This window comes from Amycolatopsis sp. SB7-3, from assembly GCF_041021335.1.
In the GTDB taxonomy this organism is placed as follows: domain Bacteria; phylum Actinomycetota; class Actinomycetes; order Mycobacteriales; family Pseudonocardiaceae; genus Amycolatopsis; species Amycolatopsis japonica.
Genome location: NZ_JBFPJQ010000002.1, coordinates 828,958 through 844,699, shown reverse-complemented (window position 1 = coordinate 844,699; position 15,742 = coordinate 828,958). Strand labels below are relative to the sequence as shown.

Below are 15,742 nucleotides of genomic sequence, written 5' to 3'. Positions count from 1 at the left end.
TCGCGCTTCAGCGGTGTTCCGTGTGGACAGTCGCGGTGGCACCATTACTGCCTCGATTCTCGCCCCGGAAACCCTTGTGGTATGGCACCTTCTATGCCTCCGCAGGTCGTTCGCCTTGTTGCGCGAAAAAGTTTTTTATGGCTTGAGCCAGAGGTGTTTATGGTCGTTTCATGGAGTGGAAATTTCAATCGGCCGAAGAGCTCACGACCGCTTTGCGTGCCGGTGAGGTGACGTCGGCGGAACTGACCGACGAGGCGATCGCCCGGATCGAACAGGACGACAAGCCGATCAACGCGATCTGCGTGCCGGACTTCGACCGGGCGCGGGCCGCCGCGCGTGATGCCGACCAGGCGCGCGCCCGCGGCGAGGACCGGCCGCTGCTCGGGATCCCGGTGACGGTCAAAGAGTCCTTCAACATGACCGGTCTGCCCACGACCTGGGGAATGCCGCAGCACCAGGACTTCATGCCCGCCGAAGACGCGGTGCAGGTGTCGAGGCTCAAGGCCGCCGGGGCGGTGGTGCTCGGGAAGACCAACGTGCCGTTGGGGCTGCAGGACATCCAGACGTTCAACGAGTTCTACGGCACCACGAACAACCCGTGGGATCACGATCGCACCTCGGGCGGGTCGTCCGGCGGGTCGGCGGCGGCACTGGCGTCCGGCTTCGGCGCGCTGTCCATCGGCTCCGACCTCGCCGGCTCGTTGCGCACCCCCGCGCATTTCTGCGGGATCTACGCGCACAAGCCGACGGTCGGGCTCGCGGCGACCCGCGGCATGGTCCCGCCGCCGGCACCCGCCTTGCCGGTCGACCTCGACCTGGCCGTCGCCGGACCGATGGCGCGTACCGCCCGCGACCTCACGCTCCTGCTCGACGTCATGGCCGGGCCGGACCCGTTGACACACGGGATGGCGTACGAGGTGAAGCTGCCGCCCGCGCGCCATGAGCGGCTCGGCGACTTCCGGGTCTTGGTGATCGAGGACCATCCGCTCATCCCGACCGGGGCCGCTGTGCGGGCCGGCGTGAACCGGGTGGCCGACGCGCTGGTCGACGGCGGCGCCCGCGTCGAACGGTACAGCCCGTTGTTCCCCGATCTGACAGAGTCCGCGACGCTCTACACGCAACTGCTGTTCTCGAGCACGGTCGCGCGTTTCCCCGTCGAGGCGTACGAGCAACTGCAGGCCAACGCGGCCGGGCTGAGCACGGACGACCGGAGTCTCGACGCGGCGCGGCTACGCGCCATGGTGTTCACCCACCGCGACTGGCTGGCGGTGTACGACCACCGCGAACGGCACCGTCACGGCTGGCGGCAGCTGTTCGCCGAGTTCGACGCGGTGGTCTGCCCGATCACGCCGACCCCCGCGTTCCCGCATGATCACGATCCCGATCTGCTGGGACGCAAGCTCGACATCGACGGTGTGGGGTATCCGTACTTCGACCAGCTCGTCTGGGCGGGCGTGGCGACCATGCCCGGTCTGCCCGCCACCGCGGTGCCGACCGGCCTGTCCGCCCAGGGCCTTCCAGTGGGAGTGCAGCTCATCGGTCCGGCGTTCGAGGACCGCACCCCGCTGCGGCTGGCCGAACTGCTCGAGCAGACGATCGGCGGCTTCCAGGCGCCGAGCTAGATCTCGTCCCAGGGATTGCTGTCGTACGCTTCGGCGAGGATCCGGCCCGTTTCCGGAGCGTACGACAGCTCGACGTCGTCCACCGACGCCACCGGCCAGCCGACCGACTCCGAATTGGTCAGGAACATGGCGTCGAATCCCGGCAGGTCGGTGGGGCGGACGTCGCGGATCTCCTGTGGGATCCCGTTCCGCTCCAGGCCGCGTCGCACGAGTTGCTGGGTGATGCCGTCGAGGACCGGAGCCTGCGGCCAGACCACCGTGCCGCCGTCGAGGAACCCGACGTTCCAGATCGACGCTTCGCTGACCCGGCCGTCGTAGTCGATGAACAAAGCGTCGTCGTATCCAGCCAGCTTCGCCTCACGCATGTGGTGGAGGAGTCCGAACGTGCCGACGTGCTTGACCTCCGGAAGCACTCGTTCGTACCGCACCGACCGCAGGCGGAGCGGCGTCATCTCGTGCTCGCGGGGCGGCCCGGTCCGGACGAGGACGTCCGGTGCCGCGGGCGCGCCGGGATCGGACCAGTCCATCGCGCGGGAGAAGATCAGCACCCGCACCGACAGCGCGTCCTCACCTCGCACGGCCTGCCGTACGTACGCGCGCACCGCGTCGGTGTCGAGGTCGCTGCCGAACATCCGCCGCGTGCTCGTCACGAGGCGGCGAAGGTGGACGTCCAGGCCGCGGACCTTGCCGTCGCGGACCTGCATCGCGGTGAAATGGCCGTAACCGAACGCGCCCGCCAGGTCTTCCGGCCGGGCGGGCGCGCCGTTGATCTCCAGCTTCACGTCAGGCGTTGACCGTGACGCCGGTGAACTTGACCTCGGTGTTGGGCGGGCCGGTGCCGTCGCCGTTGCCCGCTTGCGCGTTCGCGCCCGCCTTGGCGACCTTGTCGAGCACCTTCAGGCCCTCGTCGGAGATGCTGCCGAAGACCGAATAGTCCGCGGGCAGTTCGGCCTCGCCGTAGACCATGAAGAACTGGCTTCCGCCGGAGTTCGGCTGCTGCGTCTTCGCCATCGCGAGGATGCCGCGGCCGTACTTGATCTCCTTGAACGCCTCGTCCGGCATCGTGTAGCCCGGGCCGCCCATGCCGGTGGCCTCGGGGTCACCGCACTGCAGCATCTGCAGGCCGCTGGTGCCGAGCCGGTGGCATTTGGTGTCGTTGAAGTAGCCCTGCTGGGAAAGGCTGATGAAGCTCTGCACCGCGCACGGGGCGAGCGCCCGGTCCAGCGTCAGCGGGATGTCGCCCGCGGTGCTCTTCAGTACGACGTTCACCGTGCCGTTCGAAGAGACGTCCTTGCCTTCCGGCTTGTTCACCTTCTTCGAAGCCTGCTTGCCGGCGTCGTCCTTGTAGTCGCAAGCCACCGGGTTCGCCAGCGGCGTCGGCCGCTTCGGCATCGGAGCGCGCTCCGTGGGGATGGTGACCTCGGGGGTCGGAGGAGCCGAGCTCGGGGAAGCGTCGGAGGCGGCATCGTCACCACTGTTACTGCTGACGATCCACCACACCGCGCCCGCCACGATGGCGACGACGCCGACGACCGCCACCGAGCCGACGATCCTGCGCCGCTTGGCCTTCTCGGCCCGTCGCACGATCTGTCGCTCGAGCTTGCGCTTCGCGGCTTCGCGGCGCTGCTGGTTGGTCGGCACCCGCCCTCCCGGTTTCCACTCGATGTCACACGTCTGAGGTAGCGGGAGTCTATTGGCACAGCCTGTGAGGCCCCCGTACAGGGGCCGCTAGGCTTACTTGATCGTGATCAGGGCCATCCTGTCACCTGTTCGGCGGAAGATCTGAGGAGGCGTTTCGTGCTGGTTGTCGGTTTTCCGGCAGGCCCCCTCGAAGCCAACTGCTACCTGCTCGCCCCGGACGGCGGGGGCGAGTGCGTGATCGTCGATCCCGGCGAGGAAGCCGTCGAGCCGCTGGAGGCCGCGCTCACCGAGCACGGTCTGACGCCGGTCGCGATGCTCGCCACCCACGGCCACCCCGATCACGTCGCTTCGGCGGGCGAGGTCGGCGCGCGCCACGGGATACCTCTCTATCTGCACGAGGCGGACCGGCCACTGCTCGGCCAGGACGCCGGTCAACGGAAGGACGGCATCGTGCCACTCGTCGATGGCCCGCTGCGGCTGGCCGGGCTGGAGATCACGGTGTCCGGCACACCGGGTCACACCGCCGGTTCGGTGGTCTTCGGGCTGACCGCGGCCGAAGGCGGGCGGATCGCGCTCACCGGGGACAGCCTGTTCGCCGGTTCGATCGGACGGTCTTCCGGTGACGGCGGTGAGCTCGTGCGTTCCCTCGGCGCCAAGGTGATGACGCTGCCCGACGACACCGTCGTCCTGCCGGGCCACGGTCCGGCCACCACGATCGGCCGCGAGCGGGCCGGGAACCCGTTCCTGGCCGGGACGGGCGCGTGATGACCGAGCCCACCGGGACCCCGGAAACCCCCGAACGTCTCCCGCTGTTCCACGACGACCCCAAGCTCCGCCGCAAGCGCGGCTGCTCCAGCGTCGCCGGTGTCGTGATCTTCGCGGCCGCGTTCGGCGGGATCGCCGGGCTGATCGGCGGTGAGATCGTCGGGCTGGTGGTCGCCGGGGTGATCGCGCTGCCGCTGCTGTACGTCATGTTCTACAACCTGCGCCGCCGGGTGTGGCTCGAAGGCGACACGCTCATCGTGCGGACGTGGGGTGTGCGGCGGATCGAGCTGACCGCGGCCGAGCGCATCGATCTGGTGATCAGCGACGTGCGCGGGACCCGGACGGTCAGCCTGCTGGTGAACGCGGGCAAGCGCCGCAAGGTCGCGAAGGTCGATCTGGCCGTCTACTCGGGCGCGGGTGGCAGGGAACTGGGCATCCTGCAGCTGCGCAAGCTGGCGAACGCGCTGCTGAACAACACCGAAGCGAACGGTCTCGTATTCTCGGAACTGCTGGTGGCGCAACTGAAATCGGAGGCACGCGGCGACGCGGCGGCGGAGCGGCCGCTCTACCGGCTGGCCTCGGCGGCGCCCGCCGGGAAGTACATCCAGCGGTTCACGATGGAGGCGGTCAGCCGTTTCGTGGCGACCCTGGACTGAGCCGGGCGAGACCGCGCCGTGTGTCATGAAAGGGCCGTTCAGGACATTTTTCGTCCTGAACGGCCCTTTCATGACACCCGATCCGGCCGGGTGCCCGAGGTCTCCAGCTTCTCCAGCCGGGCCTTGATCTCCTCCAGCTGGTAGACGATCTCCGGCAACTCGCCCGCGGCGAACGTCGCCAGCCGCTCCGAGTGCTTGAGCGTCGCCCGGACGTCGTCGAGCGCGGCGGCGATCTTGGGGACCGCCTCGACGGCTTCGAGCGTCGAGACGAGCACACGCCGCGCGACCGCGGTCAGTTGTCTCGGGACGGCGAACACGGCGAACATGGCCCCTCCGAACCTCGGGTGCGGCCTCTTCGTACCCGACTCCGGCCCGTGATCGCGTGGTGGGCTCGCGCTTTGGGGCGCTTGTTGCTACAGGGACTCTTGGGGCTCCCGCGAGGCGATCAGCGCGGCCAGGACGGTGGTGACCGGGACCGCCGCGACGATACCGACGCTTCCGGCCAGCGTCCGCACGATCTCCTGGGCGATGTTTTCCGCGCCGAGGATCGAGCCGAGCCCGACCCCGGAGAGCGACGTGTACAGCAGCACCGGCAGCGCCGCGCCCGCGTACGCCATCACGAGCGTGTTGACCGCTGAGCCGACGTGATCGCGCCCGATCCGCAGGCCGGCGCCGTACAGCTCACGCCAGCCGAGCGCCGGGTTCGCCCGCCGGAGTTCCCATACCGCGCTCGTCTGCGTCACCGTGACGTCGTCGAGCACACCGAGCGCGCCGATCACGACACCCGCCAGCAGCAGCCCCCGCGCGTCGATCCCGTGCCCGAGCGAGCCGATCAGCTGGGAGGTGCTGTCGTCGAGACCGGTGAGTGACGCCGCGGCCGAGAAGATCGCCGACAGGACGCCGATCAGGACCAGGCTCACCAGGGTGCCGAGCACCGCCACCGAGGTTCTCGCGGACAGCCCGTGCGTCAGGTACAGCGCGACGAACATGATCGCGCCCGCGCCCGCGATCGCCACCAGCAGCGGACTTTCGCCGGCGAGGATCGAAGGCAGTACGAAGAGCGCCAGCACCAGGAAGCTCAGCCCGAGCGCGATCAGCGCGGCGACACCTTGCCACCGCCCGAGGACGATCACCGCGAGCGCGAACAACCCGGCGAGCAGCAGCAGCGGCGTACCACGCTGGAAGTCGACGATCTGGAAGGACGCGGGGTTCGCGACGTCGCCGCCGTTGTAGGACAGCACCACCTCGTCGCCCGCGGCGAACCGCGGCGTGCTCGGCTCGATGGGCAGCGTGAGCTTCAACGGCTTTCCGGACGCGGGACCGTCGGTCATCGTGAGCTCGCTGGTGAGACACGGCTTCGCGTCCGGTGGCGGTTCGCCGACCTGCACCTGTCCTTCGGCGAGGCACGGTCCGGTGATCGTCCCGGTGACCGTCGCGTTCACCGGGGTCCCCTGCGGGAAGACGCTTTTCGCCGGATCCTTGCCCCACGGGTAGAGGAAGACCATCCCGGCGACGGTCGCGACGGCGAGCGGGATCAGCAGCCACATCAGCAGCAACCGGACCCGGCGCGAGGCGGGCGCCGCCGGTCCGTGACCGTGCGAGTGCCCGTGACCGACCGGCTCGGGTTCGGGCTTCGGTTCGGCGGCGCGACGTCTGCCCGGTTCCGCCGGTCGCGGCCGCTGGGCCGGTGGGCGCGGGCGCCGCGTGCCCTCGGGCGGCGGCGTCCGGCGCGGCGAACGGGACGTTCCGGGCGAACGATCGGACGGGGTGTCCGTTACCCGGCGAATCGGGCCGGTGTCGTCGTCGGAGATGTCGCGGCGGTTCACCCGCACATCCTCCACAGTGCGCGCCAGGTGCCGCACTCGGCCTAGCCGAATGCCTGCCGAAGGTGGACACGGCGATACGCCGAAGGCGGGGTGTCGAAGTGGTCGAGGAAGGCTTGTCGAAGCGTCTCAGTCGAGCCGAAACCGCATCGCCTCGCGATCGAGGACAGCGGAAGTTCGGTGCCGCACAACAGTTTCGCCGCGTTCTCGGTCCTCGCGGCGCGCACGTACCTGCTGGGTGTGGTGCTCAGGTGCGCGTCGAACAATCTGGTCAGCTGCCGGGTGCTGATCCCGGCCCGCTCCGCGAGGACCGCGGTGCCGAGATCACCGGCGAGGTGTTCGGCGACGTACGCCGTGATGTCGCGGACCAGCCGGTTCTCCGGCGGCGGACCGGACAGGAACATGCTCACCTGCGCCTGATTGCCCGGCCGCTGCAGATAGGTCACGAGCATGCGGGCGACCTCCCTGGCGACACTCGGGCCGTGATCCTCTTCGACGAACGCGAGGGTGAGGTCGATCCCGCTGGTGACCCCCGCCGCCGTGTAGACGTTGCCGTCGCGCACGTACAGCGGCACCGGATCGACGTTCACCTGGGGATAGTTCGTCGCGAGCCGGTTCGCGAACCGCCAGTGGGTGGTGGCGCGGCGGCCGTTGAGCAGTCCGCACGCGGCGAGCACGGTGGCGCCGGTGCACACCGAGGCGACCCGGCGGCTCTGCTGCGCGAGCCTGCGGACGTGGGTGACGAACCGCGTGTCCGCGGCGGCGGCCTCGTGTCCGGTGCCGCCCGCGACGATCAGCGTGTCCAGCCCGCCGGTGATCTGGTCGAGCCGATGCTGTGCCTGCAGGGTCAGCCCGGACTCGCAGCGGATGCCGCGTCCGTCGACGCTGGCGAGCATGATCTCGTACCCCGGCTTGCCGCCGAGTTTGGTCGCGGCGTCCAGGACGTCCGACGGACCGGCGATGTCGAGCAACTCGGCGTTGCTGTAGCCGACGATCAACACTCGTCTGGGTGAACCCGGCATGATCGAACGCTACCAGTAGTGCCCGGCCGTCGGACGTTGTTCGCAGGAATCCGGACATCCGGGCCACCGAAGGCCCGCCGCTCCGCCAGCGTTGTCCCCATGACAGACGACAAGAAGACCATCGCGTTCGTGGTGTACCCGGGGATGACCCCGCTCGACATGGTCGGACCGCTGACCGTGCTGGAGGGGATGGCGAGCACGGCGCAGGAATACCGGACCGTCGTGGTCGGCGAGACGAAGGACCCGGTCACCACCGACAACCCGTTGAAGCTCGTGGCGACCCACACCTACGACGAGGTCCCGTCGCCGTACGCGCTGCTCGTGCCCGGTGGCGCCGCGCCGACGCTGAAGGCGCTCGCCGACGAGAAACTGGTGGGATATCTGCGTGGCGCCGCGGCGAACGCCGAGCTCGTGACGTCGGTGTGCACGGGATCGCTGCTGCTGGGGCAGGCCGGGCTGTTGAAGGGGCGAAAGGCCGCGACGCACTGGATGTTCCGTGAACTGCTGGGCGCGTTCGGCGCGGAACCGGTCGCGGAGCGCTGGGTCGAGGACGGGAACGTGATCACCGCCGCCGGGGTGTCGGCGGGGATCGACCTCGCGCTGCACCTGGTCGAGCGGCTCGTCGGCGCCGAGATCGCCCGGACGATCCAGTTCGTCATCGAGTACGACCCGGAGCCGCCGCAGGGTCCGCTGGACTGGTCGAAGCGTCCGTACGGGGATCTCAAGCCCTTGCTGGAGCACACGGTGAACGAGGCGCTCGCGGACGAACCCGCGTTGCGGGACAGGCTCCTCGCGCACACCGGGAAGTAAGGGGGGACGGCCATCCGGGTGAGAAAGCAACATCTGGGGGACAGCACCGGGTTACATTCGGGTCATCCGTCCAGGTGATAGGTGGTTCGTGGAGTTCAAGGTGCTCGGCCCGCTCGCGGCCTCGGTCCCGCTGCCGTCGGCGGCTCAGCCCCGTCGGGTACTCGCGGTGCTCCTGACCCGGCCGAACGAGTTCGTCCACCGGGACACCCTGGTGGACGAACTCTGGCCGCAGGGACCGCCGTCGAGTGCGGCGGCGGTCGTGCAGATGGCGGTTTCCAAGCTGCGCAAGGCGTTGTCGCCCGGCATACCGGTGGACGACGAGCGGCAACGGCTGCGGTCCGGCCGGAGCGGCTACCGGCTGACGGTGGCGGACGGCGAGCTGGACGTCGCCGGTTTCTCGGAGCTGACTGCCGCGGCCGCGAGTGCGACCGGTGACGAACGCAAGGCGCTGCTCGAACGGGCGCTGGGGTTGTGGCGTGGCAGGGCCTTCGCCGACGTGCCGGTCGGTCCGCTGGTGGAGGCGCACCGGTTGTGGCTCGAAGACCGGCGTTGTTCGGTGCTGGGCAAGCTCGTGGAGCTGGAACTGGCCGCCGGTGACCACAAGTCGGTCGCGGACCGGCTGGGACCGGAGCTGGCCGCCCGGCCCGGCGACGAGCGCCTCGCCGGGTGGCTGGCCGAGGCGCTGCACGGTCTCGGGCGGCGGGACGCGGCGCTGGCCGTCCTCGACCGCTGCCGCCAGGCGCTGTGGGAACACGCCGGAGTCTCACCGGGGGACGACCTGCTCGCGGTCCACCGCCGGATCTCCGGAACCGGCTGGTCGGCGGGCGGCGCGCCATGCCGTCTGCCTGCCGCGACGCCGGATTTCACCGGCAGGGCGGCAGAGCTGACGGAAGTCGCACGCGCGGTGCGGTCTCCCGCGCCGATCGTGCTGCACGGGGCGGCAGGAGCGGGGAAGAGCGCGCTGGCCGTCCAAGCCGCGTGGCGGGTGCGCAAGCGGTTCCCGGACGGTCAGCTCGTCGCCGATCTGCGGGAACCCGGTGACGTCCTCGCCGGGTTCCTTCGCGCGCTCGGGCTTGCGGAAACGGAACTCCCCGCGGACCGGGCCGGGCTGCTCTCGTTGTGGCAGAGCCATTCCGCCGACCGGCGGCTGCTGGTGATCCTCGAGAACGCCCGGTCCGAAGCCGAGGTGCGGCCGTTGCTGCCGAGTGGTCCCGGCTGCGCGACGATCGTCACGACACGGCGGCGGCTGGCCGGTCTCGCCGGCGCCAGGCCGGTCGAAGTCGGGGCGATGTCCTACGAGGACGCGCGGATGCTGCTCGGTGAGATCGCCGGTGAAGCCCGGACGTCCGCCGAACCCGACGCCGTCCGCCGGGTGCTGGCCTGCTGTGACGGTCTTCCACTGGCGGTGCGGGCGGCGGGGACGAAACTGCTGCAGCGGCCTCGGCTGAGTGTCGCCGAGTTCGCGACCCGCCTGGAGAACGAGCGGCTGCGTCTCGACGAACTCGCCGCCGGTGACCTGGCCGTCCGCCCGGTGCTCGCCGAAGCCCTCGCCGAGCTGTCGGCGCGCCAACGGAATTGCCTGCGGCTGCTCGGTTTTCCTGGTGCGACCGAGATCGCCGACTGGTTCGCGACGGCCATGCTGGGCCGTCCGTCGCGCGAGGCGGCGGAACTGCTCGACGGACTCGTGGACGACCACCTGCTCCATGCCGAACCGGATCAGGCGGGGTTCCTCCGGTACCGGCTGCCGGCGCTGACTCGGCTCGCGCTCCGGGAACCGCCGGATCCCGGCGCCCTCAAACGCGGGCTGACGGTGATGGCGGCGGTGGCCGAACACGCTTCCGCCGCACTCGGCGCCGAGTACCCGCCCGCACGGCGCGCGGACGTCCCGGCCGCGGTCGCGGACCGCGTCGCGGCCGACCCGATCGGCTGGCGGGTCGCGGAAACCGCGAACCTCGCGCTCGCCGTCCGTACCGCGAAGAACCATGGCTGGACCGAGCTGGCCATGCGGTTGGCCGACGCCTACAGCGATCTCGTCGGCCCCCGGAAAGGCGGTTCCTCCGCCTGGCTCGGATTCGGCATCGTCCGTGATCGGCTCGATGTCCCCGCGGAGGCGGAGAAGCTGCTCAAGCTCGGTCACGCCCACGCCGACGCGGGGGATCTGGCCCGGGCGAGGACCTGTTTCTCGTTGGCGGAGAACAGGTTCCGCTCCGTCGGTGATCAGCCGGGCACCGGGGCCGCGCTCATCGCGCTCGCCGACGTCGACGCGGATTCCGGCCGGGCAGGCGCGGCGGTCCACGCGCTGCGGGAGGCGCTGGACCTGTTGCGGGACTGCGGTGACCTCGCCGGACAGGCGATGGCGTCGGCGCAGTTCGGCTCGCTGTGGGACGACCTCGGCGACTTCCGCCGGGCGAAGGAATGCTTCGACGCGAGCCTGCTGCTTTCGCTCCATTGCGAAGACGGGCACCAGCACGACAGGTCCGCCAAGCGGTACGCCGACGTCCTGCGACGGAACGGCCGCCTGGACGAGGCCGGCGCGCTGCTGACGAGCGCCCTGATCGGCACGCGCAGTTCGCGTGAACGTCACTGGGAGGCGCACGTCCTCCGGAGCCTCGGTGACCTCCATGCCAAAACCGGTGACGCGGGGGAGAGCGAACGATGCCTTTCGCGGTCGCTGGAACTGTTCGAAGACGTCGGGCATCGGCACGCCGCCGCCTATACGCATCGAAGCTTCGGCGAGTCCTTGCGCCTGGCGGGTGAACACGGCCGTGCCGCCGAGCACCTGAGCCTGGCGATGAGCACTTTCCGCGAGCTCGGAGACCGCCGAGGCGGCGGATACGCCCTGCTCAGCTTCGGACGTCTACGGGCCGACGAAGGCATCGCGACCGAAGCCGCCGAAGGGCTCCGAACCGCGGCTGGCCTGTTCCGGGAACTGGGATTCCCGGTGTGGGAACTACGTGCCCTCCAGGGCCTTTCCGCCGTCGACGAGAGCGGACGTCAGCGGGATCGGGCTCGTGAAGCCTTGACGAAGATCCGCTTCGGGGTGACTCCGGCCTAGCCCGGCGGAGGCTTCACGGTCACGGCGTTTGGCGAAGTTATGGCGCCGGTGTGTTGACTGCTGCTCATGTGAGCGGACTTCGCGCCGCCCCGAATTCGCGGAACTGGGGGTGGCGGCGCGTGCTCGTGGCCGGGTGACGCCTTCAGAGGGCAGGAGGCGTCACCCGGTTCGCAGAGCTGGGGTGTGTCTCAATCCGGAGTCGGCTGATCAGGTGAGGACACGCGCGCGCGTTTCTTTTCGGCCGGAGGCCTCGGAGTCACGAAGGCGGGCCGCTGACACGGCTGAGTGAGTGGCCGGCTGATGCCGCGGCCCGGCTGCGGGACTCCGAAAGCGCGCCTGAGAGACACTGCCTAGCCGCGGACGTGCAGGATCGCGTCCGCGTCGTTCAGCATCCCTTGGTCGAGCGGGAAGTAACCCTGCCGTTGGGTGGGGTCGGTCCGGACACTCGCGGGCGGGACGTCGGAGGCGGGGAGAAGCCCCCACGCCGTGGTGACGTGCTTCTGCAGGAACCCCTCGTAGGTGTCGGGCTCCGGCTCCGCGAGGGCGATGTCCTCGCTTGCGCCGAGGCTGGTCGCGACGAACGTGTAGCGATCGCCGAGCAGCGGCGCCACCAGTGCGCCGGCGGGGAACCAGCTGGTCTCGGTGTCGGCGACCCGCATCGTGCTCGCCTGGCGCCGCAGATGGAGGTTGTGGGCGAAGACCAGCGTCCGGCCGCGACCCGCTTCGGCGGCGCGGATGTCCAGTAGGTTCCGCGCCATGAAAGAGTCTCTGGCCGCGATGAGGGGCGCGTAGCGCTCGTGCGGTTCGAGAGGCTCGGCGCATTGCCGGTGGTAACGCAGCAGGTCGATCCCCGCCATGAGATGGATCTCCGCGCGCGACCACGCGTCCGATTCCGGCTTCCGGGAGCGAAGCGCGGTGAGCAGATCGGCCGCGATCGCGCGGAGGCGGTAGGCATCGGCCGTGGCGCCGGGCGAGGAAGCCGCGTCCATGACGGCTTCCGTGCGGCTCCACCGTTCGTCGTCGCCCGCCGGACCGGCGATGTCCACGTCGAGCCCGAGGAAGTCGCGGGCGTACTCGAGGTAGCGCCGTGGGCTGGGCGCGGACGTGTTCTCGGTCTGGGTGTCGAAGCCGTGGAACGAAAGGCGCTCCTCGGGAGGCCGGGTTTCGTTGTACTCGCGCATCCACGCGATCAGTCGCCTGTTCGCCTCGACGCCACCGAAGACGTGTGAGAAGCCCTCGCTCATCGCGAGGTCGAGGGTTCCGGTGCCGTCTTGGACGTAGTCGTTCGCGACGAGGGCGGCCACGCGATCGGTTTCGAGGGCGATCGAGCGGAAGCCGCGCTCGACGAGCTGGGCGAACAGTTCGTTGCGGATCTCCGCGAAGATCGGGGTCGCGTGCGTCGGTTCGCCCAGGGCCAGCAGGTCGCAGGAGGGGGTGACGAAGTCTCGGATGTCTTGACTCATGAGGTTTAAGCATATCGTTGATGTTCCGGTTGAAACTCGGGTCGCTTCGGCCTGCGGAGTGCATGCGAAAGCTTCAAACCGCACGGTAGGTGGCGATCTTGATTTGCTGCCTCCCAGGTCCGTGAAGGCCTCCTTCACTACCTTCAGGGTAGGCAAGGAGGCCTTCACGGACCCGCACCGAAGGCTGCGACACCGCAAGAAAACCACGTACGAATAACTGGATCCCTTTCCGCAATTCCGCTATAAAGCTTTAAGAACCCTTCGCGCGCGAAGGCGCTTCGCTCGCGAAGCAGCGTTTAAGATACGTGCGGGAGCGCAAGTGATCAGCACTTGAGGTGAATTGCCGCGTGGCAATCACCGCGCGGCCGGAGTTCGGCCCTAGTTTGTCCCGCATGGTTGAGAAGGATTCGACGGCGCGGACCCGGGAACTGGGCCACCGCATGAAGGCGTTCCGGCAGCGCAGGCATTTCAGCGGAGCCGACGTCAGCCGCCGTAACGGCTGGTTGCAGAGCAAGGTCACGAGGTGGGAACAAGGGCTGCGCGAGCTGTCCGTGGTGGACGCGGCGCTGTATCTCGCGACCTGCGGCGAGGCGGAGCCCGAACGCGATCTGCTGCTGGAACTGACCCAGCCCGGCGGCGACCTGTACTGGGTCCGGCCGTACTTCGACGAGCTCGTCGACCCGATGAAATCCCTGGAGATCCAAGAAAACCTCGCGCATACGCTGGTGCGCTACGAGTCGTTGACGCTCCCCGGACTGCTGCAGACCGAACCGTACGCCCGCACCGCCTTCGAACTGATCGGCAACCGCGACCAGGCCCAGCTGGACAAGATCGTGAGCGCCCGGATGGAACGGCAGCGGTTGCTTCAGCGGGATCGTCCGCCGCGCTGCCGGTTCTTCGTGCACGAGCGCGCGCTGCGGTCGGTCGTCGGCGGTCCCCGGATCATGCACGAGCAACTGCTCCACCTCGTCCTGTCGGCGAATCTGCCTTATTGCTCCATTCGCATCGTCCCCGAAAGCGGCGAAGTGGGCAGGGTGCTCGAGAATTCCTTCACCATCATGGAATTCACGGAACATCCGGCGGTGGTGTACACGGATTCCTACGCGGCCGGGGTGTTCATCGACGACCGGGTGGCGGTCGAGGCCTATTATTCGCTCGTCGCGAGGTTGGAAAGCGATACCCTGACCGAGGAGCGATCACGGCAAATGCTCGCCGAATGGGCGGACCGGTACGACCGGATGGAGGAATGATCCGTCCGGGGTTTCCCGCCGCCTCCGCAGGGGGTAATCCTTCCGGGTAGCCGAGGAGAAGGAGTTCGTGGTGACGAAGACGCAGGGTGGTGCCCCGGTCGCCGAGGCGGAGATCGAGCGGAAGTACGACCTGGCGGCCGACCGGCCCATCCCGCCGCTGGTCCCGGCCGGTCCGGTGACGAACCAGGCCGATCCGAGGGTCGACGTCCTCGATGCCACGTACTTCGACACCGCCGATTTCCGGCTCGCGCAGGCGGGCATCACGCTGCGGCGGAGGCTCGGCGGAAGCGACGAGGGCTGGCATCTCAAACTCCCGGTCGGCGAGGACCGGCGAGAGGAACTCCGCCTCCCGCTGGCGGGGAAGCCGGACAAGGTGCCCGGCGCGCTGGCGAAGCTGGTCCGGGCGCATACGCTCGGCGCCAAACTCGTCCAGGCCGCGCATCTGCGTACCGAGCGCACTTCGTACGCCTTGCTCGACGCCGACGGGCGCGAGCTCGCGACGCTGACCGACGACGTCGTCACCGGCGAGGCGGGCGGGGACAAGGCGCACCTCGACCGCTGGCGGGAGATCGAGATCGAACTCTCGCCCGGTGCCGACCCCGACCTGCTCCAAAGCCTGGAGCAGGCGGTCCTGGAAGGAGGTGCCGAGCGGTCGAGGTGGCCGTCGAAGCTCCGGCGGCTGACCGACGAGCTCGTGCCCTCGGCCAGGGGAGCTTCGGGCTCGGTACTGGCGGACTATCTCGCCGAGCAGCTGGACGCGCTGCGACGCCATGACATCGGGGTCCGCCGGGACGTCGAGGACGCGGTACACCAGATGCGCGTCGCGACCAGGCGGCTGCGGAGCGCCTTGAAAACCTTCCGCCGCTCGCTGGACGCCGACGTCGCGGCCGGGCTCGCCGAGGAACTCCGCTGGCTCGGCGGAGAACTCGGGCCGGCGAGGGACAGCGAGGTCATGGCCGCGCGCCTGCACGACGAGGTGAAGGCGCTCCCGGCCGAGCTGGTGCTGGGGAACGTCGAGCAGCTGATGACGCGCCACTTCGCTCGCGAGGCCGAAGAGGCCAAGGCGCGCGCCATCCGTGCGCTCGACAGCAAGCGGTACACGAAGCTGTTGCAAGCGCTGGAAAAGCTCGCCGGCAAACCGCGGAAGATCAAGGATGGCAAGAAGGAGCTGCGTAAGGCCGTCGCACGGTCGAGCCGGAAGCTGAGCAAGGCCGTGGCCGCGGCGAGTGTGCTCGAGCCCGGCGCGGAGCAGGACGCCGCCCTGCACGAGGCACGCAAGAAGGCCAAGCGAGCACGCTACGCGGCGGACGCGGTCCGGCCGGTGACCGGCAAGAAGCTTCGAAAATGGCGAAAGAACGTCAAGGCGGTGCAGAGCACGCTCGGCGAGCATCACGACATCGTGGTCAGCCGGGAGGTCCTGCGCCTCCTCGGCCTCCGCGCCTACGCCGAGAACGAAAACGCTTTCACCTATGGGCTGTTGCATGGTCGTTCGGTCGCCGAAGCCGACGCCGCGCACCGGCGCTTCGCGGGGGAATGGCAAAAGGCGGGTAAAGGTTCTCGTCCGAAATGGCTCAAATGAGGTAGCCCGGGTTGACCTGCCGCCGTCGCTGAGTAACGTCGAGGGAACTTGGTGGT

At 69.3% G+C, this 15,742-nt stretch carries 13 protein-coding genes; 7 read left to right on the top strand and 6 right to left on the bottom strand.

The window, feature by feature from the left end:
* Window positions 1–170 precede the first annotated feature (170 nt).
* Complete coding sequence (locus AB8M46_RS22095) at window positions 171–1,622, top strand: amidase (RefSeq protein WP_394361392.1); 1,452 nt, start codon at window positions 171–173, stop codon at window positions 1,620–1,622.
* On the opposite strand, the gene AB8M46_RS22090 is transcribed toward AB8M46_RS22095, so the two are convergent.
* Window positions 1,619–2,404, bottom strand: a complete 786-nt coding sequence (locus AB8M46_RS22090; RefSeq protein WP_394361391.1) for an aminotransferase class IV family protein — start codon at window positions 2,402–2,404, stop codon at window positions 1,619–1,621. The genes AB8M46_RS22095 and AB8M46_RS22090 overlap by 4 nt on opposite strands.
* 1 nt (window position 2,405) lies before the next feature.
* Window positions 2,406–3,263 (bottom strand): peptidylprolyl isomerase, encoded by an 858-nt coding sequence (locus AB8M46_RS22085; RefSeq protein WP_037338911.1) that lies wholly within the window; start codon window positions 3,261–3,263, stop codon window positions 2,406–2,408.
* A gap of 156 nt (window positions 3,264–3,419) precedes the next feature.
* Here AB8M46_RS22085 and AB8M46_RS22080 point away from each other — a divergent pair, with 156 nt between their 5' ends.
* Together AB8M46_RS22080 and AB8M46_RS22075 are read left to right on the top strand one after the other, a co-directional pair.
* Entirely contained in the window at window positions 3,420–4,028 is a 609-nt protein-coding gene (locus AB8M46_RS22080; protein WP_394361390.1) for an MBL fold metallo-hydrolase, read from the top strand.
* On the top strand, window positions 4,028–4,684 hold the full coding sequence (locus tag AB8M46_RS22075) for a hypothetical protein (RefSeq protein WP_394361389.1): 657 nt from the start codon (window positions 4,028–4,030) through the stop codon (window positions 4,682–4,684). The genes AB8M46_RS22080 and AB8M46_RS22075 overlap by 1 nt, the downstream gene beginning before the upstream one ends.
* A 68-nt stretch (window positions 4,685–4,752) precedes the next feature.
* On the opposite strand, the gene AB8M46_RS22070 is transcribed toward AB8M46_RS22075, so the two are convergent.
* The 3 genes from AB8M46_RS22070 to AB8M46_RS22060 form a co-directional block, all read right to left on the bottom strand.
* Window positions 4,753–5,010, bottom strand: a complete 258-nt coding sequence (locus tag AB8M46_RS22070; RefSeq protein WP_125735883.1) for a hypothetical protein — start codon at window positions 5,008–5,010, stop codon at window positions 4,753–4,755.
* Between the two features lie 87 nt (window positions 5,011–5,097).
* Window positions 5,098–6,510: a YibE/F family protein gene (locus AB8M46_RS22065; protein WP_125735882.1), complete on the bottom strand. Its 1,413-nt coding sequence runs from the start codon at window positions 6,508–6,510 to the stop codon at window positions 5,098–5,100.
* Window positions 6,511–6,551: 41 nt separating this feature from the next.
* Window positions 6,552–7,529, bottom strand: a complete 978-nt coding sequence (locus AB8M46_RS22060; RefSeq protein WP_394361388.1) for a GlxA family transcriptional regulator — start codon at window positions 7,527–7,529, stop codon at window positions 6,552–6,554.
* A 99-nt stretch (window positions 7,530–7,628) separates the two neighbouring features.
* On the opposite strand from AB8M46_RS22060, the gene AB8M46_RS22055 reads away from it, so the two are divergent.
* The gene (locus AB8M46_RS22055; protein WP_394361387.1) at window positions 7,629–8,339 is read left to right on the top strand and encodes a DJ-1/PfpI family protein; all 711 of its coding nucleotides are present in this window, start codon (window positions 7,629–7,631) and stop codon (window positions 8,337–8,339) included.
* Between the two features lie 88 nt (window positions 8,340–8,427).
* Complete coding sequence (locus tag AB8M46_RS22050) at window positions 8,428–11,394, top strand: BTAD domain-containing putative transcriptional regulator (protein WP_394361386.1); 2,967 nt, start codon at window positions 8,428–8,430, stop codon at window positions 11,392–11,394.
* A gap of 350 nt (window positions 11,395–11,744) precedes the next feature.
* On the opposite strand, the gene AB8M46_RS22045 is transcribed toward AB8M46_RS22050, so the two are convergent.
* On the bottom strand, window positions 11,745–12,857 hold the full coding sequence (locus tag AB8M46_RS22045) for an erythromycin esterase family protein (RefSeq protein ID WP_394361385.1): 1,113 nt from the start codon (window positions 12,855–12,857) through the stop codon (window positions 11,745–11,747).
* A 392-nt stretch (window positions 12,858–13,249) separates the two neighbouring features.
* Between AB8M46_RS22045 and AB8M46_RS22040 the strand changes: the two genes are divergently transcribed.
* Together AB8M46_RS22040 and AB8M46_RS22035 are read left to right on the top strand one after the other, a co-directional pair.
* Window positions 13,250–14,107 carry a helix-turn-helix transcriptional regulator gene (locus AB8M46_RS22040; protein ID WP_037338891.1) on the top strand — a complete coding sequence of 286 codons (858 nt, stop codon included), beginning with the start codon at window positions 13,250–13,252 and terminating at the stop codon, window positions 14,105–14,107.
* Window positions 14,108–14,174: 67 nt separating this feature from the next.
* Window positions 14,175–15,686, top strand: a complete 1,512-nt coding sequence (locus tag AB8M46_RS22035) for a CHAD domain-containing protein (protein WP_394361384.1) — start codon at window positions 14,175–14,177, stop codon at window positions 15,684–15,686.
* Window positions 15,687–15,742: the final 56 nt, after the last annotated feature.